Below are 22,851 nucleotides of genomic sequence, written 5' to 3' on the forward strand. Positions count from 1 at the left end.
TTACTGAATCCCGCCGCCCAGCGATTGCCACAGCGTGATGCGGTTTTCCAGGTCGGTTTGCTGCAAGGCAATCAGTGATTCCTGCGCCGACCACAGCGACCGCTGCGCGGTGAGCACCGTCAGATAATCGCCCGCGCCAGCCTTGTAACTGCGCGTCGCCACATCCAGCGTTTTTTGCTCCGCCGCCACGTATTCACGCTGGGCATCAAGCTGTTCACTCAACGTTTCGCGCCGGGCCAGCGCGTCGGCCACGTCCTTGAACGCGCTCTGGATGGTTTTCTCATAGGTCGCAATTAACCCTTTTTTCTCGGCTTCCGCATAGCGCAGCTGCGCCATATTGTTGCCGCCGCTGAACAGCGGCAGGGTGATGGAAGGTGCAAACGACCAGACCTTCATCCCGTGGCTGAACAGGGACGACAGCGAATCGCTGCCGACGCCCGCGCTGGCGGTGAGCGAGATGGTCGGGAAGAAGTTGGCGCGCGCCGCGCCGATGTTGGCGTTGGCGCTCAGCAGGTTGTGTTCCGCCTCCTGAATGTCCGGACGACGCAGCAGCGCGCTGGAGCTAACGCCCGCCGGGATCAGCGTGATGGCGTTGTCGCTCAGGCTCTCCAGCGTGCCGGGTAGCAGGTTCTCGGGCACCGTATCGCCCGCCAGCAGGTTGAGAGCGTTTTTGTCCTGCATCACCAGCGTCTGGTAGCTCGCCACGCTGGCGCGCGCCTGCTGGTAAACCGCCATCGCTTCACTGACGTCCGTTGCCGCTGCCACGCCTACTTCCTGCTGGCGCTTCACAATCTTGAGTGAGTTTGCGGCGCTCTCCAGGGTGGACTTCGCCAGCGCCAGATTGCTGTTATCCGCCGCCAGCGTCACCCAGGCCGTGGTCAGCTCGCTGACCATCGTCAGGCGCGTGTTCTGCGCGGTGAATTCGCTGGCAAGCCAGGTTTCACGCGCGGCACGCGACAGGCTCTGGTTGCGGCCAAACAGATCCAGTTCGAAGCTGGAGACCGCGCCGTTGGCTTCGTCACTTGTCGCGACACCGCTCGCCAGCGTGCGGCTGCGGGTGTGGCTCAGTTCCGCGTCCACCGTCGGGAACAGGGACGAGCGCGTTTCGCCATACTGGGCACGGGCGGCGTCGATATCCGCAATCGCTTTTTGCACGTCGCGGTTGCTGTTGAGCGCCATCGTCACCACGCTTTTCAACCGCGCATCATTCATCACCTGCTGCCACTGGCTCACCACGGCGTTGGCTTCGCCATGGGCGCCCGGCAACGTCGTCGGGACGGGGGCGTCCGGGCGCTGATACGTGGGATCTAATGACACACAGCCCGCGCTCAGCAGCGCTAACGTTAATACGGTTACACGAAACATTATGACCTCCGGTTTGCGTGCTTACCGGAGAACAGACGTTTCACCAGTACAAAGAATAAAGGAACAAAGAAGATGGCCAGCAGCGTCGCGGCCAGCGTCCCGCCGATAATACCGGTACCGATCGCCACGCGGCTGTTGGCCCCGGCGCCGGTGGCAATCGCCAGCGGCGTCACGCCTGCGATAAACGCCAGCGAGGTCATGATGATCGGACGCAGACGCGTCTGGGCGGCCCGCAGGGCGGCGCGCGTCAGGGAGTAGCCTTCGGCCACTTTGGCTTCGGCAAACTCGACAATCAGAATGGCGTTCTTCGACGACAGACCGATGGTGGTCAGCAGCGCCACCTGGAAATAGACGTCGTTGTTCAGGCCGCGCAGGGAGGCGGCAACCGCCGCGCCCAGCACCCCTAGCGGGATCACCATGATGACCGAAATCGGTACTGACCAGCTCTCATACAGCGCTGCCAGGCACAGGAACACCACCAGGATCGAGAGGGCATAAAGGCTCATCGCCTGGCCGCTCGCCAGTTTTTCCTGCAACGACAAACCGCTCCACGCCCATGTGCTGCCGGACGGCAGGCTGTTTGCCAACTGCTCCATTTTGCTCATCGCCGTGCCGGAGCTGGCGCCACTGGCGTTTTCGCCCTGAATCTCATACGCCGCCGAGCCGTTGTAGCGCACCAGGCTTTCCGGGCCGTACTCCCAGCGGGTGGTGGCGAAGGCGGAGAACGGTGTCATGGTGCTGTCGCTGCCGCGCACATACCACTTGTTGAGATCCGACGGCACGGCGCGATAGTCGCTGTCGCCCTGGATGTAGACCTTTTTCACGCGGCCGCGATCGATAAAGTCGTTCACGTAGGTCCCGCCCCAGGCGCTGGAGAGGGTGTCGGTGACGTCGCTCAGGGACAGCCCCAGCGACACGGCTTTGTTGTTATCGATATCCACCTGAAGCTGCGGCATCTGCGGCAGATCGTTGGCGCGCACGGCGTGCAGCGAGTTGTCCTGGTTGGCTTCGCCAATCAGCTGGTTACGCAGTTTCAGCAGCGCGTCGCGGTCGGTGCCGCCGCTGGCCATCAGCTCAAAGGTAAAGCCGTTGCTCTGGCCTAAACCATCCACCGCCGGGGGCGTCATGGCGAAAATTGTGGCATCCCGAATGGTGCTCAGCTCCTGCGTGGCGCGCAGGGCAATGGCCTGGGCGGTATTCTCATCGCCTTTGCGCTCTGACCAGTTTTTCAGGGAGACGAACGCCATCCCGGCGTTCTGGCCGCTGCCGCTGAAGCTGAAGCCTTCAATGGTGAAGATCACGTCGGTATTGGCTTTCTCTTTGGTGAGGAACCACTCGCGTACCTGGCGGCTTACCTCGGCGGTACGCACCGCGGTTGCGCCGGCAGGCAGGGTGTACTGCACCATGATTTCACCCTGGTCTTCGGTTGGCAGGAAGCTGCCCGGCAGTTTTAGCATGGCGAACCCCATCGCGCCGCAGAGCAGGGCGTAGATCACCAGCATGCCACCGGAACGGCGCAGGGCGCGCAGCACCTTGTTCTGATAGCTGTGCTCGGTCTTACTGTAGAAGCGGTTAAACGCGCCGAAGAAGCCCTTTTTGTGCGGAGCGGTGTGATTCAGGATCGAGCCGCACAGCGCGGGCGTCAGGGTCAGCGCCACCACCACGGAGAGGAACATCGCCGAAATAATGGTGACCGAGAACTGGCGGTAAATGACCCCGGTAGAGCCGCCGAAGAAGGCCATCGGCAGGAATACCGCAGAGAGCACCAGCGCAATGGCGATCAGCGCGCCGGAAATTTCGCCCATCGATTTTTCGGTCGCTTCCCGGGCGGGCAGCCCTTCGTCGCGCATAATACGCTCGACGTTTTCCACCACCACGATGGCGTCATCCACCAAAAGCCCTATCGCCAGCACCATCGCAAATAGCGTCAGGGTGTTGATGGAGTAACCGAACAGCGCCAGCACGCCGAAGGTGCCCAGCAGCACCACCGGCACCGCCAGCGCCGGGATCAGCGTCGCACGGATGTTTTGCAGGAACAGGTACATCACCACCACCACGAGGATAATGGCTTCGAACAGGGTCTGAATCACGTCCTCAACGGAGATCTTGATGAACTCGGTGCTGTCTTTCGGGTAGGCCACGTCGTAGCCTTCCGGCATCGACTTTTTGAACTCGGCGATCTTATCTTTTACCGCCGTGGCGGTGTTAAGCGCGTTGGCGCCCGGTGAGAGCATCACCGCCATACCCGCCGCCGGGTGGCCGTTCAGCTTCGCGGTGGCGGTGTAATCTTCGCTGCCCATCTCCACGCGCGCGACGTCGCTGATGCGCACCACCGCACCGTTGGACTGGCTCTTGACGATGATCTTTTTGAACTCATCGACCGTTTGCAGACGCGACTGAGCGCGGACGGTGGCGGTCAGCTGTTGGGCGTTCGACGAGGGCAGCGCGCCGATTTTACCGGCGGAAACCTGCACGTTCTGCGCTTCAATCGCGCTCTGCACGTCGGAGGGCATCAGCGAGTACGACGCCAGCTTCGCCGGGTCGAGCCAGATGCGCATCGCGTATTCTGCACCGAACACCTGTAGGCTACCGACGCCATCCACGCGCGCCAGCGGATCCTGCATATTACTCACCAGCCAGTCGGCGATATCCGAGCTGCTGGCGGTGTCGGTTTTGTCATATACGCCCATGATCAGCAGGAAGTTGCTCTGGGATTTTTCGACGGTGATCCCGGACTGCTGCACCTCGGTCGGCAGGCGCGATTCCGCCTGCTGGACTTTGTTCTGCACCTGTACCTGAGCGGTGTCCGGATCGGTTCCCTGTTCAAACGTGACGTTAATACTCACCGACCCGTCCGAGCTGCTGGTGGAGGTGAAGTAGAGCAGGTTATCCAGCCCGGTGAGCTGCTGCTCGATCACCTGCGTCACGCTGTTTTCCAGCGTCTGTGCGGAGGCACCGGTATAGGTGGCGGAGATTTTGATCGACGGCGGAGCCACGTCCGGGTACTGCGCAACGGGCAGCGTGCGGATCGCCAGCATTCCGGCGAGCATGATGAGAATGGCGATAACCCAGGCAAAGACCGGGCGACGCACGAAGAAACGGGAAAACATCAGGCGTTTCCTCCGTTGGTTTTCATCTCTTCAGCTTTCACTTCCTGCCCGGCGGTGACTTTGTCGGTGCCTTCCACAATCAGCTTATCGCCAGCCTTCAAACCGCTCAGCACCAGCCATTTGTCGCCGTAAGTGTCACCCGTCTCCAGCTGACGCTGTTCGACCTTGTTGCTGGCGTTCACCACCAGCGCGGTGGCGGTGCCTTTGGCGTCGCGAGTGATGCCCTGCTGCGGGGCGAGGATCGCGTCATTCATGATGCCTTCATCCACTCTGGCGCGGACGAACATGCCCGGCAGAAGCTGATGCTGCGGGTTCGGGAAGACGGCGCGCAGGGTAACTGAGCCGGTAGACTCATCCACCGCCACTTCGGTTAACGCCAGATGGCCTTTTTCGCTGTAGCTGCTGCCGTCTTCGAGGATCAACGACACGTTCAGCGTATCGCTGTTGCTGGCGAGGGTTTGCTTGCGTAAACGCAGCAGATCGGCGCTGGAACGGGTTAAATCGACGTACATACTGTCCAGCCCGCGAATGGTGGCCAGCGCGGTATCCTGCTGGGCGGTCACCAGCGCGCCAGGGGTCACAGAGGAGATGCCGATACGTCCGGCAATCGGCGCGGTGACGGTGGTCCAGTTGAGGTTAATGCGGGCGCTTTCCAGCGCGGCTTTCTTTGACTCGACGCTGGCCTTGTCCTGCGCACAGGTGGACTTCGCGTCTTCCGCATCCTGACGTGATACGCCGTCGTCCTTCACCAGCTGCGCATAGCGTCGGGCTTTCTGGCAGTCGGCCTGCACCAGCGCCTGCGCCTGTTTCAGTGCGGCGGCAGCTTCATTATAAGCGGCGCGGTAGCTGGAAGGATCGATCTGATACAGCGCCTGCCCGGCCTTGACCGTATCGCCTTCGGTGAAGAGCCGTTTCTGAATAATGCCGCCCACCTGAGGGCGCACTTCGGCGCTCATCGCGGCGGCGGTGCGGCCGGTCAGCTCGCTAACGACGGACACCGGCTGGCTCATGAGTGTGACAATCCCCACTTCCGGAAGAGGACGCTGGGGAGCAGATGTTTGCGCATTATCGCACCCTGTCAGGAGGAGTAATGCCGCGATGGAGGTTGTTATGGTTTTCATAATCTTTTTCCAGGGTGAACGAAGCCTGCCCTGTTAATCGCTTAACAGGGAGGAGGGCTAATTAAAAGCACAGCGATCCCGCATCTCTGGCTGAGCCAGAAATGAAAAAAGGGAAATTAATTATTTCCGCTAATTATTCACATGCGATTACTTCGCAGAGAAAAGCATATTTAAAATATTCTGGTATATGGGCTCTAATTGTTCTGACGGTACTTTTAAAGGCGTGAGTCGACGGTAAATCGTGCCTTCGATCATCACAGCGGTAATCTCCACGCAGCAGCGAATATGCTCATCGCTCAGGTGGGGGAACTGCTTTTTAAGGTGCTCACAGGCGTTGGCGAACATGCGGGCTTCGGCTTCGATCAGCATGTTTGCCACCAGCGGATTGCGCGTGGCCTCTGCGGACATTTCGAGCATTAGCGCGTCATCATCTTCGTTAAGCGTCTGGCGCCAGGCAAGCGCCTGCGGCATCCCTTCAACCAGGGTTTTGCCCTGCATCTCCTCAATACGTGAGTCGATAATGCGCCGGATCATCTCTTCAATGATCGCGTCTTTGTTACTGAAATAGCGATAGATTTGTCCGACGCTGAGCCTGGCTTCGCTGGCGATCTGCGACATGCTGGCAGCGTGAAATCCACTGGCGCGAAAGCAGCGGCGCGCGGCGGTGATGATTTCGTCCTGCCGTAGTTTTTGTCGTTCTTCCAGCTTTGTGCTCATCGTCGGCTACCGTAAAAAGTGAGAATGATCGTTCTCATTATACGTTTTCGGAGCCTATTGGAAAGGTTTTTTTTATTTACATATTGAATGAATATTTCCTTGTTTAAACAATGGAGGAAATAAGGAGTTTTTATGAAGGTTAAGCTGTGAGATATTCAGATTGCGCTGAAAATAAGGAGAGATTTATGCACCTGAGCATTACAGATAAAGTCACGGCTGAAGAAAAAGAAGAATTATTAACGGGGCTAAGAGCCTATAACGCGCAGTATTTAGATCTGGCGACGTTTAGTGGCGATATTGGCGTATATATGCGAGACGACAATGGCGTCATGCTGGGCGGGTTAATCGGCGTACGGAAAGGCGACTGGCTGAACATCGACTATCTGTGGGTCAGTGACAGCGTGCGGGGTACGGGTGTGGGAAGCCAGCTTATCAAAACGGCTGAAGAGGAGGCCCGTCGCAAAGGCTGTCGTCACGCGCTGGTGGATACGGTCAGCTTCCAGGCGCGTCCGTTCTATGAAAAACAGGGTTATCAGGTGCAGATGTCCTTGCAGGATTACCCTTATCAGGGAATGCAGAGACACTATCTGTCCAAAAATCTTTAACCGCCGATCCCGGTGCCTATCACGGCTAACACGTGGCGCACCACGATATCCGGCGAGAGGGCGCTAAGCCTCTCGTCATTGCGCATGCGGGAGAACGGCACCAGCACCAGGCTCAGCAGCGTAGTGAACAGCAGTTCGGGGGCCAGCGCCGGATTCAGCTTTCCTTCCTGCTGCCAGCCTTTGATGGTTGCCAGCGTGGTGTGATATTTCTCATCGCCAAAGCGTGCCTGCAAATGGGTGCGCAGTACCGGCATCTCGCCAATCACCTCCTGCATCCACAGCGGGGCAAACCAGCGATACTTTTCCGCCAGTTCGGCCAGCACCCTGACCATTTCCGTCAGGGCATCCACCGGCGAATCCCGGTTGTCGGCGAAAATCGCCCCGATCCGCTCGCGTAACGGCAGGAAGCGCTCCTCAATCATCGCATCCAGTAACTGTTCTCTGGAGTTGAAGTAGTAGTGCAGCATGGCGGGCGTCACGCCTGCTTCGCGGGCGATGGCGTTCAACGACGTATTGGCGATCCCCTGGCGGGAAAAGAGGTTCAGGGCGATGTCCAGCAGCTGTTCACGGCTGGCGGTAACGCGCTTGCCGCCGCGTGGCCGACCGGGGCGGCGGGGTTCAGAATTGTCCTTTTGTGCTGGCATGGTCACCGTATCTCTTGATCTTATTCATCACTTCCACAAATATTAATTATACGATTAATTAATTTCAAGTGATGTCTTATGGAGTCCGACGTAATGACTCAACCTGCGAAAAAGGCGCCGTCGATTAAGCTGCTGTTCAGCGCACTCCTGCTGGTGATGCTGCTCTCGGCGCTGGATCAGACCATTGTCTCCACCGCGCTGCCGACCATCGTCGGTGAGCTGGGCGGGCTGGATAAGCTCTCGTGGGTGGTAACGGCCTATATCCTCAGTTCGACCATCGTGGTGCCGCTGTACGGCAAATTCGGCGATCTGTTTGGCCGAAAAATCGTTCTGCAAATCGCGATTGTGCTGTTTCTTGTAGGGTCCGCGCTGTGCGGTCTGGCGCAGAACATGACCCAGCTGGTGCTGATGCGCGCCCTGCAAGGGCTGGGGGGCGGCGGTCTGATGGTGATCAGCATGGCTGCCGTGGCGGACGTGATCCCGCCTGCCGATCGGGGTCGCTATCAGGGGTTGTTTGGCGGCGTGTTTGGCCTGGCGACGGTGATAGGGCCGCTGATCGGCGGGTTTATCGTTCAGCACGCATCCTGGCGCTGGATTTTCTACATCAACCTGCCGCTGGGGCTGTTTGCCCTGCTGGTGATTGGCGCGGTTTTCCACGGCAGCGCGCAGCGCAGCAAGCATGAGATTGACTACCTGGGGGCGATTTACCTCAGCATGGCGTTGCTGTGCATCATTCTGTTTACCACCGAGGGCGGGACGATCCGCCAATGGAGCGACCCGCAGCTGTGGTGTATTCTGGCCTTCGGCCTGACGGGGATCGCCGGGTTTATCTACGAAGAGCGGCTGGCGTGGGAGCCGATTATCCCGCTGTCGCTCTTCCGCGACCGCAGCTTCCTGCTCTGTAGCCTGATCGGTTTTATTATCGGCATGTCGCTGTTTGGCTCCGTCACTTTCCTGCCGCTCTATTTACAGGTGGTAAAAGACGCCACGCCGACGCAGGCCGGTTTGCAGCTCATCCCCCTGATGGGGGGGCTGTTGCTCACCTCCATCATCAGCGGGCGCATCATCAGCCGTACCGGGAAATATCGTCTGTTCCCGATCCTCGGCACGCTGCTCGGCGTGGTGGGGATGATGTTACTGACGCGCATTTCAATCACCTCTCCAACCTGGCAGCTTTACCTGTTTACCGGCGTGCTGGGCATGGGGCTGGGACTGGTGATGCAGGTGCTGGTGCTGGCGGTGCAAAACAGCGTGTCAGCCGATCAATACGGCGTCGCGACGTCTGGGGTGACGCTGTTCCGCTCCATTGGCGGGGCGATTGGCGTTGCGCTGTTTGGCGCGGTGTTCACCCATATTCTGCAATCAGGTCTGATCGACAGGCTGCCTGAAGGGGCGGAACTGCCGCGTGAACTTAATCCCGTTGCCATACACCATCTGCCTGATGCCCTGCGTCTGGACTATCTGGATGCGTTCGGCTCGGCGATCCATGCGGTGTTCATGCTGGCGGCGGGGATTATGGTGCTGGCGTTTGTGTTGTCGTGGTTTTTGCGCGAAGCGCCGCTGCGTCGGCAGGCGTGAGGTTAGCGGTTCTGCTTGCGCCTGGACTACCGTAGCCTGATGCCCATCGCCCGGTGGCGCTACGCTTACCGGGCCTACACTTCCCCCGTCACGTAGGCCGGGTAAGCGCAGCGCCACCCGGCAACAGGCCGCATATAACTTAACCGTCTTACTGATTCCTTTTCGTTTTTTAGCCTGCCGTCTCGTTGTCGATATAGTCTTCAAAACGTCTTTCAAAAGGAACTGTCTCGTGAAACTTCGAATGGGTGCGCTTCTCCTGACTGGCCTGCTGCTCGCGGGCTGTGACCAGGGCGGCAATGATGCCAGACACATTAAAGTCGGCGTAATCAATGGCGCTGAGCAGGACGTGGCGGAAGTCGCCAAAAAGGTGGCAAAGGAAAAATACGGTCTGGATGTTGAGCTGGTGGGCTTTAGCGGCTCGCTGCTACCCAACGATGCCACCAACCAGGGCGAACTGGACGCCAACGTCTTCCAGCATCGCCCTTTCCTTGCAGAAGATAACAAGGCGCACAATTACAAGCTGGTCGCCGTGGCCAATACCTTCGTCTTCCCGATGGCGGGTTACTCCCGAAAGATTAAATCGGTGTCTGAGCTGAAGGACGGCGCAACCATTGCGATTCCAAACGATCCCACCAACCTTGGTCGCGCGCTGTTGCTGCTGCAAAAAGAGAAGCTGATTACCCTTAAACCGGATGTTGGCCTGCTGCCAACGGCGCTGGATATTACCGCGAACCCGAAAAACGTACAGATTATGGAGCTGGAAGGGGCGCAGCTGCCGCGCGTGCTGGACGATCCGAAAGTGGATGTGGCCATCATCAGTACCACCTATCTCCAGCAAACGGGGCTGTCTCCGGTACACGACAGCGTCTTTATTGAAGACAAAAACTCACCCTATGTGAATATTGTGGTCACGCGTGAAGACAACAAAGACGCTGAAAACGTGAAGGAATTTATCCAGTCCTATCAGTCGCCGGAGGTGGCGAAAGCGGCAGAGACCCTTTTTAACGGTGGCGCGGTGCCGGGCTGGTAAGCCCCGGTAAAAAGGCCAGCGCTCCGCTGGCCGTCAAAGCGTTACGCGGGCATCGGTTCGGCTTTCGGGCCACAGAAAACCCTGGCCAGACTGTGCGCCGGACGTGCGGGCGCGCGCCAGATCCCGCGAGTTTTCGATGCCTTCGATAAGAATTGATTGCGCGATACCTGTCCTGACCTCCTGCACAAACGGGGCAAGCGGCGCGCGCTCGCGCAGCGCTGAGCGGTCAATTTTTACCCCATCCAGCGGTAGCGCAAGCCGCGCGAACGCCTCAGCCAACTCCCGGGTTAAATCGTCCAGCCAGATTTGCCATCCCGCCTCTTTTAACCGAACAAGCGTGGCATGAAGATGACGTTGCTCAGCCTCGCTCAGCCGTGTGATGGTCAGGGGATCCTGAATTTCAATCGTTAACCGCTGCTGATGGCGTAACGCCAGCAACAACCGGATAGCGCGTTCGTCGAGAAGGTGCTCTGCCGGAAGGTTTAGCCAGTAACCGTCCCGGGCGGGTATCTGTAAGAGAGTGTTGGCCTGCCAGAAGAAGATTTGCAGCGCGCTGCGCGAGGGCAGCGAGGCAAACAGCACCTCAAGATTGACGTTACGGATCTCCACAAGCACTTCATGCGCGAACACCTGGCCCGAATGAAGATCGACAAGCGGCTGGAAGCGCAGCCCTGAGATACGTTGCAACAGGGGAGAGGGAAGAACGGTATACATGGAACAGCCTTCAGAAAATGAAAAAAAGGTTCCCGCGGACACGGGAACAAAAGGCAAACGACACACGGTCAAATTCTTAATTCAGGATCCAGCGAATGCTCTGGTAAAACGAGGGGCCACGCACGGCTTTAAGCTTGTTCATGGCGTTGTTCTTATAAAAGTAAACCAGCCTGACGTTACACCCCAGCTGACGGGCGATTTGCTTGGTTTTGAGATTACAGGAATAGCCGCGCAATACGCTGGCCTCCTCGCTGGACAGCCTCGCCGGGGTGCGTAAGCGGGTCGTCATGCCTACATTGTAACGGCCAGACTCTTGCGGCGTCTGGCTCATCAGTATTTGCCACAGCGCTTTGATATCCCCCAGGGAGACTCTTTTACTGATGACCCCATTAACATGTTTAAATTTCAAATAGCCGGCGGATAACGAATAGATATAGATCTTCGCCGTCACTTGTTCTGTTTAATGCAGAGAATGTCGTCATTCGTCGTCACCCGGAAATGACGCGTATTCAACGGATCATAAATGATGATATCAAAGAGTTGTTCACTCATAGCAAGTTCTTCGATATGGGTAAACCCATGGAAAATAACGTCGTGTTTTTCATCAGGCTCACGCTTTCCAAGCGATTGCAGGCCAATCATCGTGAATTCGCAGCTGTCAACAACGGCAACGTGAATTGTTTTTTTATTTTGCATTGGCATTCTCCTTTCGCTGAGTAAACAGTTCATATAAGAGAAAATGGCGGTTCGCACTCTCTTATTAAAAGAATAGCGAGCACTTTTTTAAATAACGCGATGCGATGGCATCAATGTAAGCCAATACAAACCGTCGAGTAAAGCTGATGCCAATTATTAGAGGAAGATAAAATTGAAAAAGGGTTTTAATGGTATATGCAATTGTTTTAATCTTCTAATAATATTCATGCCAGATTTTTATTCTGTAAATGAGCGGATAATAAGCATCGGACGGTTAATTAATGGGGTTAATCCACCGATTTTTCAGTGGCTTAATGCTATTGCTGTAAGAAAAATTGTGATCGTGGCAGGGTTATCGACAAGGCTTTATCTGCAAGGGGAAACGGCGCGCAGAATAAAATAGAATTTTTTCTATGAATTTAATGTCCTTGTTCAGATTTTTAAGCCTGAGAAGGATAAAATCCTGGCGCGAAGAGGTTGTGAGTGGTGAGTACATAAACTATTATCATTTTCCTCCGGTCACGAGAATTTAGAAAAGACATGAATAATACTGAACGTATCGTAAGGGTAATGGTGTTTTACAAAATAAATATATTTAAAGAGATAATATTCCGGGCGCTCCAGGATCTTTTACCCGATTACGTACTGAACATTACTCAGGTCGATTCCACAGAACAGGCGCTGGCGGCGGTGGCGGATAATAACGTGGATGTTTTCTTCACTGAATTTAATTATCTGCTTAATCATAAAGAGTGGAGCGCGGAGGTCAGCAGCCGTTTTACATCTTTATGTAAAACCCATCACGTCAGGCGTGTTCTGTTGGTGCCCGAGCTGCCTTACGGGCTGTTAAAAAAAGTTCTGGAGATGAAATTTGAATTAACCATCAGTCAGCAGGATGAATTGACTGAACTGAAAAAGGAATTACCCGCGTTGCTCATGGCGGACGGGCAAAAACCGTCGATCTCTTCGTGGCTCAGGCGGGTAATGCGGTCCGGCTCCCGGGCGCGCTCCATCCTCTCGGCCAGAGAGTGGGAGGTGCTTCATCTTATTGTGGAAGGATTTTCAACGACGGAGATTGCCCGTCATCGAAACCGTTCGGTCAGTACCATTGCGACGCAGAAGCATAATGCGATGAAAAAGCTGAATCTTTCCAACCACAGCGAACTGATTAAGTATGTGCAGACGGTTGGAAAGATGGAGGAATAGTCCACATCAGGGGTAGATAATATTCAGCGTAGCCGATGTATTGATCTTACCCTGGCTCACCTGGGCGGGTGCCCACACGTAATAGTACGCCGCCATCGGAAGGGTGAAATGTTCGTCCAGCGCCGCGCCAGCCGCCACGCTGAAGATCATTGTGGCGTTGCCACGGCTGGTGGTCGAGTTAGAGAAGGTCACCGGCGTTTGCGGGGCGTCACGTTTTATCAGGCGGAGCCCCACGCCCTGCGCCGCGCTACTGCTGCTGTCGATCAGCACCGAGCTGTCGGTCGAAAGCAGCTGCGTGCTGGACAGAAACATCTCAATTGCCCGATCGGAATTGCCATTAACCCCGACGTTCTGACAGCTCATGTTCAGTGAAAAAGGCGTCAGCCCCGGCTGTGAGGATGCACTGAGCTGGGGAATGCCGAGCGTCGGCAGCGCCACGGTCAGCCCCGCATTATCAAAGGAACAGGTAGTCAGTTTCGGCGCGTATTTGATGATCATCGGCTGACCAAACATATCGCGGTTGTCGTAAGGCCACTTGAACCCGCTGAATAACCACTGCGCTATCTTGATGACCTGATTGATTGGCCAGGTGATGATTTCCCAGATAGATAACCCGCTCATGTCGCTGACGAACAGAACGTCGCTCATGTTCGCCGTATCCCCCGTCAGGGTGGTGCCGCTCTGGTTAACGAGGGTGAAGCGAACCGTAAACGGTGTATTCAGCTCAGACGCCGTATGGCTACCGCTGGCAGACAGGGTTTTATTGGCCGGGGGATTGGTGATCTCCGCCCGCACCATATACTTGTTGTTGCTGAATCCGAGGATGGTCGCGTATTTGCTGTCGGTCGAGAGGATCGGCGTGTAAGAAAATTCGCTATTACCCGTCGTACAGTTGAACGAGCCGCTGTACTGGGTGGTGAAGCTGCCGGTCCATGTGGGCGTGGCCGGGCTCAGCTTATCCGATAAATCAATGGTAATCGGTGTGCCATAAACGATGCTGCTGCCGGAGCAGGTGGCATAGCTCATCCCGCTAACGCTGGTGAGGAGCAGGAACATGAATGATCGTAACATTTTGATAATCCGTAATTAATGGCAAACCGATGAGGGGCTGTTCAGCCCCCAGGCCGGGGAGGAGATTTCGCACTTTCCGCCGCGGAGATGCACGTTGAGCGCGCGTGGCGGCCGTTCAGCACGGATATACAGTACGCTGGCCTGTCCGACATACCCGACAGATTCACCATGTTCATCCAGCACTTCGGTGCCAAAGGGCAGCGGTTTGCCGTCGGCGCGCGTCGCATGAAGTACCCATGACTGGCGCTTGTCGGTTTCAAAGCGGATATAGCTCACCGCCCCGTCGTAAGGAGCCACGTTAGCCATATTGCCGATCAATTCCGCGCCAGCGCTGTTTTCCGTTTCAGTTAACGTAATGGCGTTTTTGCGATACGGGGTGGCGTAAGGCACCAGCGCCACGCCATCGCGGTTCGTCATAATGCTTTCATCGCCGTTCACCATCAGCCCCTCCGCCTTTGGCGCATCGACGATAGTCATGGTTGTGCCGGTTTCGTTTGAGGCGAGAACGTGCCACGGGTAGGCCACCAGGCTGCCGCGTCCGCTGAGCCCGGTCTGGCGGTAGTCGGAGGATTCGCTGTAAGAGCCACCGAGTGTTGCGAAGTTCGAACGGTACGCGGCGTTAACGCTTGCCGCATTTTTACCCCCCCCGCGCATTACTGCCGGAGAGGGTATAGCTCAGGCGGTTCGACGCCAGCGCGTTCCCGCTCATGCTGATATTGCTCTGCTCATAATGCGAATCGCTGGCCGTCAGGCTGGAGGTGATCCACGCATTATTATCAAACAGCGAGAACGGCAGGCTGAGGGAGAGGTAAAGGCGCGTCTCTTCTTCACTGTCCCTGTTCCGTACCCGGCTGGCCGACAGGGTATAGCTGGCGCGGCCGATGGCGTTGGAATAGCCCATCTGGTATTCGCGCGTGGTTTGCTGTGAGTTCCAGTAATCGCGCTGTGTGCCGGAGACAAATACCGTGCCCCAGTTATTGAGCAGGCGCTGATTAAGGTTAAGCGTAAAGGTATTCTTGGGCTGCGCCGCGCGCAGGGCGTCCCAGGTGCTTAGCGACATGTCGGGCGCAACGCCAAACCGATCTTCATAGTCGTCGTACTGCGCTCTCAGGCGCTGATACCCTTCGCGCGAATAGAGCGCGTCGCTGAAGCTGTAATAGCCTTTAGTGGAATAGCGATAGGCCGCCAGGGTGAAGTTGGTGGCGGTGGTATCGATAAATTTGCTGTACGACACGCGATAACTCTGACCGCTGCTGGTGCGATCCTGTAGGGTGGTTTTGGCGTGGGTGACATCAAACGAGACCGCGCCAAAGGGAAGGTTCCACCCGGTACCGACAAGCCCGGCCTGGTAGTTATCGCTAATAATCGTCCCGGTATACCCGGTGATGAGGTTATTAAACCCGTAGCGCAGCGTGGCCTGCATGAATGCGGGTTCGGCATCGAGCGTGTTCTGATGCACTTTACCCGCCACCACGCTGTACTGACTCACCCCTTCTTTTAGCATCCCGGGTACGGCGGAAAACGGCACCGTGAAGGACTGCTGTGAACCGTCCGCTTCACGCACCACCACCAGCAAATCGCCCGCGGAGCCGGTAGGCTGAATGCTGTCGAGGGTAAACTGGCCCGGCGGCACATTCTCCTGATAGATCACGTTGCCATTCTGGATAACTTTCACCAGGGCGTTCGTCCGTGCCACGCCGTGAACCACCGGTGAAAAACCCTGCTGTGAATTTGGGCGCATCTTCATGTCCGACGCCAGCGACACGCCGCGCACGCGCAGGGAATCAAACAGATCGCCAGGAATATAAAAGTCACCCAGCGTCAGGTTGGATTTCAGCGAGGCCAGGGGACGGCGCAGGTAGCGGGTATTATTCTGCCAGCTACTCTCTCCGCTGGCCGTTTTCCGCCAGGCGCTGCTGTCGCGAAACTGCCAGCCGAACAGGTTGGCGCCGGAATCCAGCCCGGCATAAAAATCATCATTTGTGTCTTTCGCAGCGCCTTTCGCGCGGGTGTTGTACCAGGTCGTGTTCCACGAGAGCATCAGCGCCGGTATCCCCTCGTCCCAGAACTGGGGGGCAATGTAACCTTCTTCAGTACGCAGCACGGCCGCCTGCGGAACGGTAAGCGCCAGACTCAGGGTGCTGGTATCGGTTTTGACTTCACCGCCCTGAACCAGATCGCGCCGCTGAACCTGCCCGTGCGCAATGGCGGGCGCAGGCACGGACGTGGTGTTGATGCCAAGCGACCGGGCATCTTTCCAGGCAATGCGGATGTCGTCACGCTGCTCGCCGTAGATGACGGTATAACGTCCCTTCCAGCTGCCGTTTACGTAGATATCCATCTCCTGGCTGCCGGCAGGCATGGCGTTGTTTTCGGAAAAGCGAGACAGATCGGACTCACCGGATGCGCCAGCAAGCAGGGAGGGATCAAACGAGACGGCCCCTGATTTATGCGAAAGCAGAAGCGTGCAGACTGCCAGCAGACAGAGTCTGTTTTGTTTCATTTTCATGGTGAGTCTTTCCGATCACTGACTGGTGAAAGTCCGGGTTTTATACGCGCCAAGATCGTCCACATACATCAGCTGGAAGGTCTGTCCGCGCTTAACCGTATTTTTTGCGGCGACCGTCAGCTGCCCAAACGGGGAAACCATAGGGGACTCCTGGAGCAATTTCGTTTTACCCAGCGAAATATTGGCGACCGTAATATGGAACGGACTGTTATTTGTAATGCGAAAGCGATCGCCTTCGGCGGCGAGCGTCAGTTTCGCCACCGCGTCATCCAGCGTGCCTTTCAGCGCAGCGGGCCGGTAAAAAAGTTTGATACGGGATTTAATCGCCAGCTGAACGGTATTCTGATTTTGCAGATTTTCAGGTCTGGGCGGAATGTCGAGAACATTCAGGAAAAAGACGGATTCGCGATCCGCAGGCAAGCTGGACGGCAGCTTTTTAATACGAAGCTGTTGGCCATTATGTTCGTTAACCTTTATCACTGGCGGCGACAGCAAAAACGGCACATTGGCTGTTTCCGGCGTGGAATTAATATCACCGTCATCTATCCAGGATTGCACCAGAGCGGGCGCATCGCCCGTATTCATTAACTGGACGATCACCTCTTTGTTATTTTCAGGATAAAGGACACGGGTGCCATTAATGACAATATTGGCCCACGAGTGACAGGTGCTTAGCAGTAAACCTGCCAGCAAAATTGCCTTGCGCATGATTGCAACCTTAAATACAGGCTCTGCGAAAACAGAGCCTGAATAATCATTATTACAGGTAGGAAATGGTATACGTTACGTTGGAGCTTAACTCGCCCACGGTGGCGGCAGCGGCGTTCGTTTTATAATAATAAACATCCAGCGTCAGCGTCTCGGAATCTGGCGCGGTCGCTGTACCCATAATATCCGTGGTGTAAGGCTGGTTCAGGGTAATTGGCGTGGACGAACCTGGCTCCACTAGCGCAAAACCGACATTACGTGCCACGCTGGCATCGCTTTCGTTCACGCTGTTATTCAGCAGGTATTTACCGTCAGTGGAAATATTATCCGCGCTGGAGAAATACACTTTCAGCGGGGTGCCGGTCGTTCCGGCTGCTGGTGAACAACCTGAGAAAGTCAGCGCAATAGATTTTTTATTCTTAGTGATCAGGCCAACCGTGGTGCCTGCATCTTTTACCGAAATAGGGGAAAGCGCAACGGTAAAGTCTGCGCTTTTACCGCCGTTAATGGTACAGGTTGTATCGGTAATAGCGCCGGTAAAGTTAATAATACCACCCGCCGAATTGTCTGCGGCCACTGCGCTGGTAGAGGCAATAGCAGCGGCCAGCAGTGATACGGTCATGATCGATTTGAACATGATAAACTCCATGAAGATTTGTGTTATTTAAAATGAATGTTAATCGGCTACACATGTCCCTGATGTACCGGCTAGACGCATGGCGACTCGGGAGAATGCTTTGACGATATTATGTTGCACTAAAAAAGTACATAACAAAACATTATTCCAACAATTTCTAAAGTTTAAGATTATAATCTTGTGTGTTAGTTTTTTTAATGTTTTAACCTAAATGCGTTGGTTCAAATATTTTTATTAATGATTTAATAATTGTTAATTAATGAAGCTTTATGAATTCATCTCTCAATTAATATCACGCGACTTGACCACACAAACTTTAGACTTATTATTGCCTGGCAAATGCACATAATTTTAACAATGGCGTAATAATAATATGAAGTATCTCATTGATATTACAATGCTTTATGAAGTCGACACCGGTATGATCATGATTAATGGAGAGGAAGAGTCATCCATTAAGTTATCTAACCAGGCGGGTCGTCTGCTTTATGAACTTATCATCAATAATGGTAAAACTCTCGACAGAGACGACCTGATAAAGAAGGTCTGGGAGGATCATGGTTTCTCTGGTTCTTCGGTGAGTCTGAATGTTGCCATAAGTGAAATCAGAAAAGCATTTCGTACATTAGGATGCGACCCTTTACTGATAAAAACGATACGTGGCAAGGGATTTAGCCTTGCCGCGCATATTGAACACCACACGGTCAGGCCGCCGGTTGTTTCAACGCTTAGTGAACAATCTGCCTCTGAAGCATTCGATACGCTAGCGCATAAGAAAGATGCCGATCCGCCTAAACAATTAATATCGCTGCACAGACTCTTTATTTCTCTCTGCACGTTATTACTGATTACCGTTATCGGCACCGCTGTTTTACTGTTGCACCAAAGGGATTCCTATGCCGAGAGCCTGAAAGATTCTGATATGCATCTGCTCGGTAAAGTGGACCGGTGTACGGTATACCTGATCGATAAGAATATGTATCAGCCGCGACAGCACTACTTTAATCACGTAAAAGAGGTCATCGCCAGTCAACATATCGACTGTCAACATCAGGTTGCAGATGCTTACTATTCCAGGTTTAAAAAGTCGCAGATAGAAAATTATTTCCTGGCCATCTGTTATCAGCAGGACAGTATCGACGATTATAAGAACTGCATTTCTTACAGAAGCCTGACCGGGAGTTAAAATATGTCAAGGACTAAAATGAGTGTACTGTTCAGTATCGTACTGGCGCTGTCTGTCATCGCGTTGTTATAGATCTATTTTACCAGAACGCAGGATGAGGGGTTTGGCTGCCAGTCAGATACCATTTCCTGGAAAACATATTCCACGGGTGAGTCAACCGATATGTCGCTAACCACGCTTTTCCTGTTTAACAACAAAGATGTTGTGACGGTTATTCATAAAGGCGTGCTCAAGAAAGAGGGCAAAAGCTACCTGATTGACCGAAATTACACGCTCAGCGTGGAAAAAGTCGATGGAAGCAATATCTTTTATATTAAGGATAAAAAGCTGAATAAATCTGAAGATGATGCGGCGCCGGATGGCGTTGTAAACGAAATGTTACTTGATAATATCAACTTCTTCTATATTACCAGCGTAAAAAAACATGCGTGGTTAATTAAGGGGCTGGTGTTGCCTGTAATGATGTGTGTGGCTGTCCCGACGTCCTGATATTTCTCTTTATTGAAAAATCGATATTTATCTATTGCTCGGGAAAATTAGTAATTTACTCAATACGTAACAATAAGATACGAGAAATTTATTTATATTTTTATTGTTGCTCTCCGTCGAGTGAATTTTTCTGTATTGCCTCGTTATTTTGCGGCTGTCTATACTCCGCCTCGAAAAAGGGGCTCCCCTTTTTATACACGTGGATTCTTTTTTGAAGGACTAAATAAATGAACAAACTGAACGCTATCGTTCTGGGCTCCCTGCTGTCTGTTTCTGCCCTGAGCGCAGTTAATGCAGCAGAAACGACGGCTTCTGCCACATGGCAGGCAACCGCGACCAAAGACAGCGAATCCGATCTGGTTGTTACGCCAACGCGTGCTCTGAACTTTGTTTACAGCGCCAACACCAAATCTTTCAACACCGACACCGGTCTGTTTGATGTGGCTATCCGTGGCGATCACTCTACGGCGACCAGCTTCAAACTCGAAGCTATCCTCGACGATTCAAACAACACGCTGTTCAGCGTGGGTGGTGAAGCGACCAAGCTGAAAGTGGGTGCGCGTTGGGGCGGTAACGACCTGGGCTCTATCGGTGGCACCGTGGGGGCGAAATCAACCGCATGGACCACGCTGGTTGATTCCTCTTCTAACACCGGCGTCTCTTCTGGCCTGTGGAACTTGACCACCAGCGCAGGCGCGGCGGCAGATACCGAAATTACCGGCCAGGACAAATTCGTCTTCTACGTTGACTCCGCTCAGGACAATGCCGGTACGGCGAAAGAGTTCAAAGACCTGACCAACAGCCTGTGAGAAGGGACCGTGTCTGTTGCGTTCCGCGCAACCTGGGGCTAAGGCCTGATCGATCCAGGGGCGCAAGCCCCTGTTTAGGGAAATAGCATGTTTAACCTCAAATCCGCCTTCTTATTTTTATTATTTATCTCTTCCTCCGCGCTGGCCATTAATGTGGGAAAAGTCACCACCATTATTTCTGCGGATGCTGACTCCACCGCCAAGGAAATAAAAAACGAAGCAGACAGCGTGCGCATTGTTTCTGTTCGCGCACAGCGGATCAGCAGCCCAATGGATGAAGGGATCGTCATTAATCCGGAGAAAGTGGACGAACTGTTGCTGACGCCCACGCGCATGGTGATGCCCGCCGGTACCAGCAATATCGTCAAATTTTACTATCACGGGAACGCCGATAACAAAGAGCGTTACTACCGCATTACCTTCACGGATGAAGGGGTAAGCGAAGAGGTGGACAGCGGTTCGCCAAAAAACGGCACCGGGATGACGCGCGCGGTGGTGAGCACCATTCTGGTGGTTCAGCCCCGGGATAAGAAGATTGATTTCGTCTATGTGGCGGGAAAAATAACCAATAAAGGGAACACCTCGTTTCGCGTCAATGCGACCGGGACCTGCCTGAAGCCGAATCCGGAATCCCCCGGCACGCCGTGTAGCAAAAACTTCTACCTGATGCCAGAGACCTCGCGCGCTATCGAGGATATCAACGTTACGGATAACCATTTTCATCTCGGAATATGGGACCTGAAACAGTTCATTCCTGTTAAGTAAGGATGCATGGTGAAAAATAAATTAGTGTTGCCGGTGATGATGGCTTGCGCATCCGGCACGCTGCCCGCGCTTGCGCATGCAGCCTCAAGCTCCGTGGTTATCGCTAATTACCGTTTTCCCGACTCGCTTTATGCACTGCTGGAGCAGGGGATCAAAATTCCCGTCTATCTGGTGAATACGCGTCCACACTCAGCACAACAAGGGAACCACGAAGGCACGGCGAGCGAATATGTTCGTATCGGTGACGTGACGCTCTTTGCAAAAGATCTGAAGCTGGGGCTGAGGGACGTTCAGGTTCAGGAGTCTGATAACGGCATTCGTCTGTCAAAAGAGATGAGAACGTTATTGCAGAGCATTAACGATAAGCAGTTTGATGACCAGATGCGCACTCCGGTAAGTACGGGGTCCGCGTTCGAGCTGGATCAGAAAAAAATGCGCCTGTTGCTGAATCTGTCGCAGAGCGACTACGGGGTGAATATTCGCCCGCGTGAGGTGGACATTGATGCGCCGGAGTCTGACGATCTGAGCGGCACGTTCTCCTACAACCTCGGGGCGTATCACACCGAGAGCGGCTACGGTGACAGCTGGTCGTCGGGCTATCTGAACGCGAGAAACTGGATCTCAATGGGCGTCGATCATGTGCTGATCGATGGCTCTGGCTACGTCAACGAGAGCAGCAGCGATACCCAGATGAACGCGGTTATGTGGGAGCGCGACTATCAGGGGATGCGCTACGCCGCAGGCATGCTGAACGGCTGGGCGATGCAGTCTCTGGCGAGCGTCAGCGGGATTTCCGGCGGTGAAGTCTACGGCGTTTCCATGGGCAACCAGGCCAACTCCCGCAAACGCGATAACACGCTCTCTCTGACGCCGGTGGTGGTCTATTTCCCCACGGCGGGCGAGGCCCGTATTCGTCGTGACGGGCAGCTTATCGGCATTCAGCGCTTTGACGTCGGCAACCATGAAATTGACACCAGCAGCCTGCCCTACGGGATCTACAGCATCGAAGTTGAGGTGGTGAGCGGAAGCCGCACCGTGTCGCGTAACATGTACACCGTAAATAAGCCGTTCTCCAGCAACGTGTCGGAAACGCTGCGCTGGCAGATGTGGGGCGGGATGTATAGCCGCGATAAATCCGTCGTCAATTATAAAAAATACGCGAAACGCAAAAACGAGCAGGACAACACCTACTACTACGATTACGACACCAAACATAAAGACACCATGTCGCTGGTGGGAGCCTCGTTCAGCAAGCGCAGCGGGATGGTCGACTGGAACGCCTCCACCTACATGATGCGGGAACACATCGTCAGCGAGCTGTGGGCCTCCCTGAACCTGACGGGCTATTTCTCGGTGAATACCCAGACCATGGCCGCCTCCGACGGAACCTATCGCGCCAACTATGGGGCGAATCTCAGCCTGCCGTGGCAGATCGGCTCGGTGTGGTACTCCCATGAACAGCTCTCCAGTGGCAAGTTCCTCGATATCTATGAGAGCAAGGGCAATACCTGGGGCGCCTCCTTTAGCCTGCCGTCGTTCGGTCTGCCCTCGGCGGGCAACCTGAGCCTGATGCGCCAGGAGGACGACCTCTATCGCTATAAACGCTATCAGCTGGACTACTCCCAGGGGTTATACGCCGGTCGCTACGGTACGGCGCGCCTGCGGGTGGGAATGTCGCGCAACAAATACGACGGGTATTACGAAGAGAAAGATCGTTACGTGATGCTCGATTTCGCTATACCGCTCGGCAATACCGTGTCGGTTGGCGTTTCCCACAATCGCGATACCGGCACGGCGCTGAACGTCAGCGCCAGCCGCCAGTTTGAAGGCGATTACCTGAAATCGGCTACCGCCAACGTCTCGAAAGCCTTTAACAGCCGCTAGGATCGCA

The 22,851-nt window shown here is 54.8% G+C and carries 20 protein-coding genes and 1 pseudogene; 9 read left to right on the forward strand and 12 right to left on the reverse strand.

Going from position 1 to position 22,851, the window contains the following annotated elements; translation table 11 throughout:
- From ACOTXD_RS17480 to ACOTXD_RS17495, 4 genes are all read right to left on the reverse strand, one after another.
- Nucleotides 1–1,365 (reverse strand): efflux transporter outer membrane subunit, encoded by a 1,365-nt coding sequence (locus tag ACOTXD_RS17480; protein WP_023323933.1) that lies wholly within the window; start codon nt 1,363–1,365, stop codon nt 1–3.
- Nucleotides 1,365–4,475, reverse strand: a complete 3,111-nt coding sequence (locus tag ACOTXD_RS17485; RefSeq protein ID WP_045332988.1) for an efflux RND transporter permease subunit — start codon at nt 4,473–4,475, stop codon at nt 1,365–1,367. The genes ACOTXD_RS17480 and ACOTXD_RS17485 overlap by 1 nt, the downstream gene beginning before the upstream one ends.
- On the reverse strand, nt 4,475–5,596 hold the full coding sequence (locus ACOTXD_RS17490) for an efflux RND transporter periplasmic adaptor subunit (RefSeq protein ID WP_023315101.1): 1,122 nt from the start codon (nt 5,594–5,596) through the stop codon (nt 4,475–4,477). The genes ACOTXD_RS17485 and ACOTXD_RS17490 overlap by 1 nt, the downstream gene beginning before the upstream one ends.
- A 147-nt stretch (nt 5,597–5,743) precedes the next feature.
- Nucleotides 5,744–6,313 carry a TetR/AcrR family transcriptional regulator gene (locus ACOTXD_RS17495; protein ID WP_022646570.1) on the reverse strand — a complete coding sequence of 190 codons (570 nt, stop codon included), beginning with the start codon at nt 6,311–6,313 and terminating at the stop codon, nt 5,744–5,746.
- 185 nt (nt 6,314–6,498) lie between these two features.
- Between ACOTXD_RS17495 and ACOTXD_RS17500 the strand changes: the two genes are divergently transcribed.
- Nucleotides 6,499–6,918, forward strand: a complete 420-nt coding sequence (locus ACOTXD_RS17500) for a GNAT family N-acetyltransferase (RefSeq protein WP_022650109.1) — start codon at nt 6,499–6,501, stop codon at nt 6,916–6,918.
- On the opposite strand, the gene ACOTXD_RS17505 is transcribed toward ACOTXD_RS17500, so the two are convergent.
- Entirely contained in the window at nt 6,915–7,562 is a 648-nt protein-coding gene (locus tag ACOTXD_RS17505) for a TetR/AcrR family transcriptional regulator (RefSeq protein WP_126501158.1), read from the reverse strand. The genes ACOTXD_RS17500 and ACOTXD_RS17505 overlap by 4 nt on opposite strands.
- 78 nt (nt 7,563–7,640) lie before the next feature.
- Between ACOTXD_RS17505 and ACOTXD_RS17510 the strand changes: the two genes are divergently transcribed.
- A complete protein-coding gene (locus ACOTXD_RS17510; RefSeq protein ID WP_061856888.1) occupies nt 7,641–9,140 on the forward strand; it encodes an MDR family MFS transporter in 1,500 nt (499 codons plus the stop codon).
- Nucleotides 9,141–9,369: 229 nt separating this feature from the next.
- Nucleotides 9,370–10,170 carry a lipoprotein NlpA gene (nlpA, locus tag ACOTXD_RS17515; protein WP_061856887.1) on the forward strand — a complete coding sequence of 267 codons (801 nt, stop codon included), beginning with the start codon at nt 9,370–9,372 and terminating at the stop codon, nt 10,168–10,170.
- A 33-nt stretch (nt 10,171–10,203) separates the two neighbouring features.
- Here nlpA and ACOTXD_RS17520 read toward each other — a convergent pair whose 3' ends face one another.
- The 3 genes from ACOTXD_RS17520 to ACOTXD_RS17530 form a co-directional block, all read right to left on the reverse strand.
- Nucleotides 10,204–10,884, reverse strand: coding sequence for an EAL domain-containing protein (locus ACOTXD_RS17520; protein WP_023315105.1), 681 nt, complete (start codon nt 10,882–10,884; stop codon nt 10,204–10,206).
- A gap of 76 nt (nt 10,885–10,960) precedes the next feature.
- A complete protein-coding gene (locus ACOTXD_RS17525) occupies nt 10,961–11,215 on the reverse strand; it encodes a helix-turn-helix transcriptional regulator (protein ID WP_003861012.1) in 255 nt (84 codons plus the stop codon).
- A 116-nt stretch (nt 11,216–11,331) separates the two neighbouring features.
- Nucleotides 11,332–11,580 carry a hypothetical protein gene (locus ACOTXD_RS17530; RefSeq protein ID WP_421766471.1) on the reverse strand — a complete coding sequence of 83 codons (249 nt, stop codon included), beginning with the start codon at nt 11,578–11,580 and terminating at the stop codon, nt 11,332–11,334.
- Between the two features lie 570 nt (nt 11,581–12,150).
- Between ACOTXD_RS17530 and ACOTXD_RS17535 the strand changes: the two genes are divergently transcribed.
- Nucleotides 12,151–12,786, forward strand: coding sequence for a LuxR C-terminal-related transcriptional regulator (locus ACOTXD_RS17535; protein ID WP_032608163.1), 636 nt, complete (start codon nt 12,151–12,153; stop codon nt 12,784–12,786).
- A 6-nt stretch (nt 12,787–12,792) separates the two neighbouring features.
- On the opposite strand, the gene ACOTXD_RS17540 is transcribed toward ACOTXD_RS17535, so the two are convergent.
- The 4 genes and pseudogenes from ACOTXD_RS17540 to ACOTXD_RS17555 all read right to left on the reverse strand — a co-directional run bounded on the left by ACOTXD_RS17540 (nt 12,793) and on the right by ACOTXD_RS17555 (nt 17,711).
- Complete coding sequence (locus ACOTXD_RS17540) at nt 12,793–13,857, reverse strand: fimbrial protein (RefSeq protein ID WP_045336002.1); 1,065 nt, start codon at nt 13,855–13,857, stop codon at nt 12,793–12,795.
- A 15-nt stretch (nt 13,858–13,872) separates the two neighbouring features.
- Nucleotides 13,873–16,366, reverse strand: a pseudogene (locus ACOTXD_RS17545) (fimbria/pilus outer membrane usher protein).
- A 15-nt stretch (nt 16,367–16,381) separates the two neighbouring features.
- Nucleotides 16,382–17,074, reverse strand: coding sequence for a fimbrial biogenesis chaperone (locus ACOTXD_RS17550; RefSeq protein WP_061856884.1), 693 nt, complete (start codon nt 17,072–17,074; stop codon nt 16,382–16,384).
- 52 nt (nt 17,075–17,126) lie between these two features.
- The gene (locus ACOTXD_RS17555) at nt 17,127–17,711 is read right to left on the reverse strand and encodes a fimbrial protein (protein WP_022646579.1); all 585 of its coding nucleotides are present in this window, start codon (nt 17,709–17,711) and stop codon (nt 17,127–17,129) included.
- A gap of 373 nt (nt 17,712–18,084) precedes the next feature.
- On the opposite strand from ACOTXD_RS17555, the gene ACOTXD_RS17560 reads away from it, so the two are divergent.
- The 5 genes from ACOTXD_RS17560 (at nt 18,085) to ACOTXD_RS17580 (ending at nt 22,844) form a co-directional block, all read left to right on the forward strand.
- Nucleotides 18,085–18,897 carry a winged helix-turn-helix domain-containing protein gene (locus ACOTXD_RS17560; protein WP_061856883.1) on the forward strand — a complete coding sequence of 271 codons (813 nt, stop codon included), beginning with the start codon at nt 18,085–18,087 and terminating at the stop codon, nt 18,895–18,897.
- A 162-nt stretch (nt 18,898–19,059) separates the two neighbouring features.
- A complete protein-coding gene (locus tag ACOTXD_RS17565; protein WP_239660092.1) occupies nt 19,060–19,386 on the forward strand; it encodes a hypothetical protein in 327 nt (108 codons plus the stop codon).
- 227 nt (nt 19,387–19,613) lie between these two features.
- Entirely contained in the window at nt 19,614–20,195 is a 582-nt protein-coding gene (locus ACOTXD_RS17570; protein WP_421766472.1) for a common pilus major fimbrillin subunit EcpA, read from the forward strand.
- Nucleotides 20,196–20,282: 87 nt separating this feature from the next.
- The gene (locus ACOTXD_RS17575; protein ID WP_022650117.1) at nt 20,283–20,960 is read left to right on the forward strand and encodes a hypothetical protein; all 678 of its coding nucleotides are present in this window, start codon (nt 20,283–20,285) and stop codon (nt 20,958–20,960) included.
- 9 nt (nt 20,961–20,969) lie between these two features.
- Nucleotides 20,970–22,844 (forward strand): TcfC E-set like domain-containing protein, encoded by a 1,875-nt coding sequence (locus ACOTXD_RS17580; RefSeq protein ID WP_241237772.1) that lies wholly within the window; start codon nt 20,970–20,972, stop codon nt 22,842–22,844.
- Nucleotides 22,845–22,851 lie beyond the last annotated feature (7 nt).

Source organism: Enterobacter cloacae complex sp. CDL013 (genome assembly GCF_049238805.1).
In the GTDB taxonomy this organism is placed as follows: Bacteria; Pseudomonadota; Gammaproteobacteria; order Enterobacterales; family Enterobacteriaceae; genus Enterobacter; species Enterobacter hormaechei_C.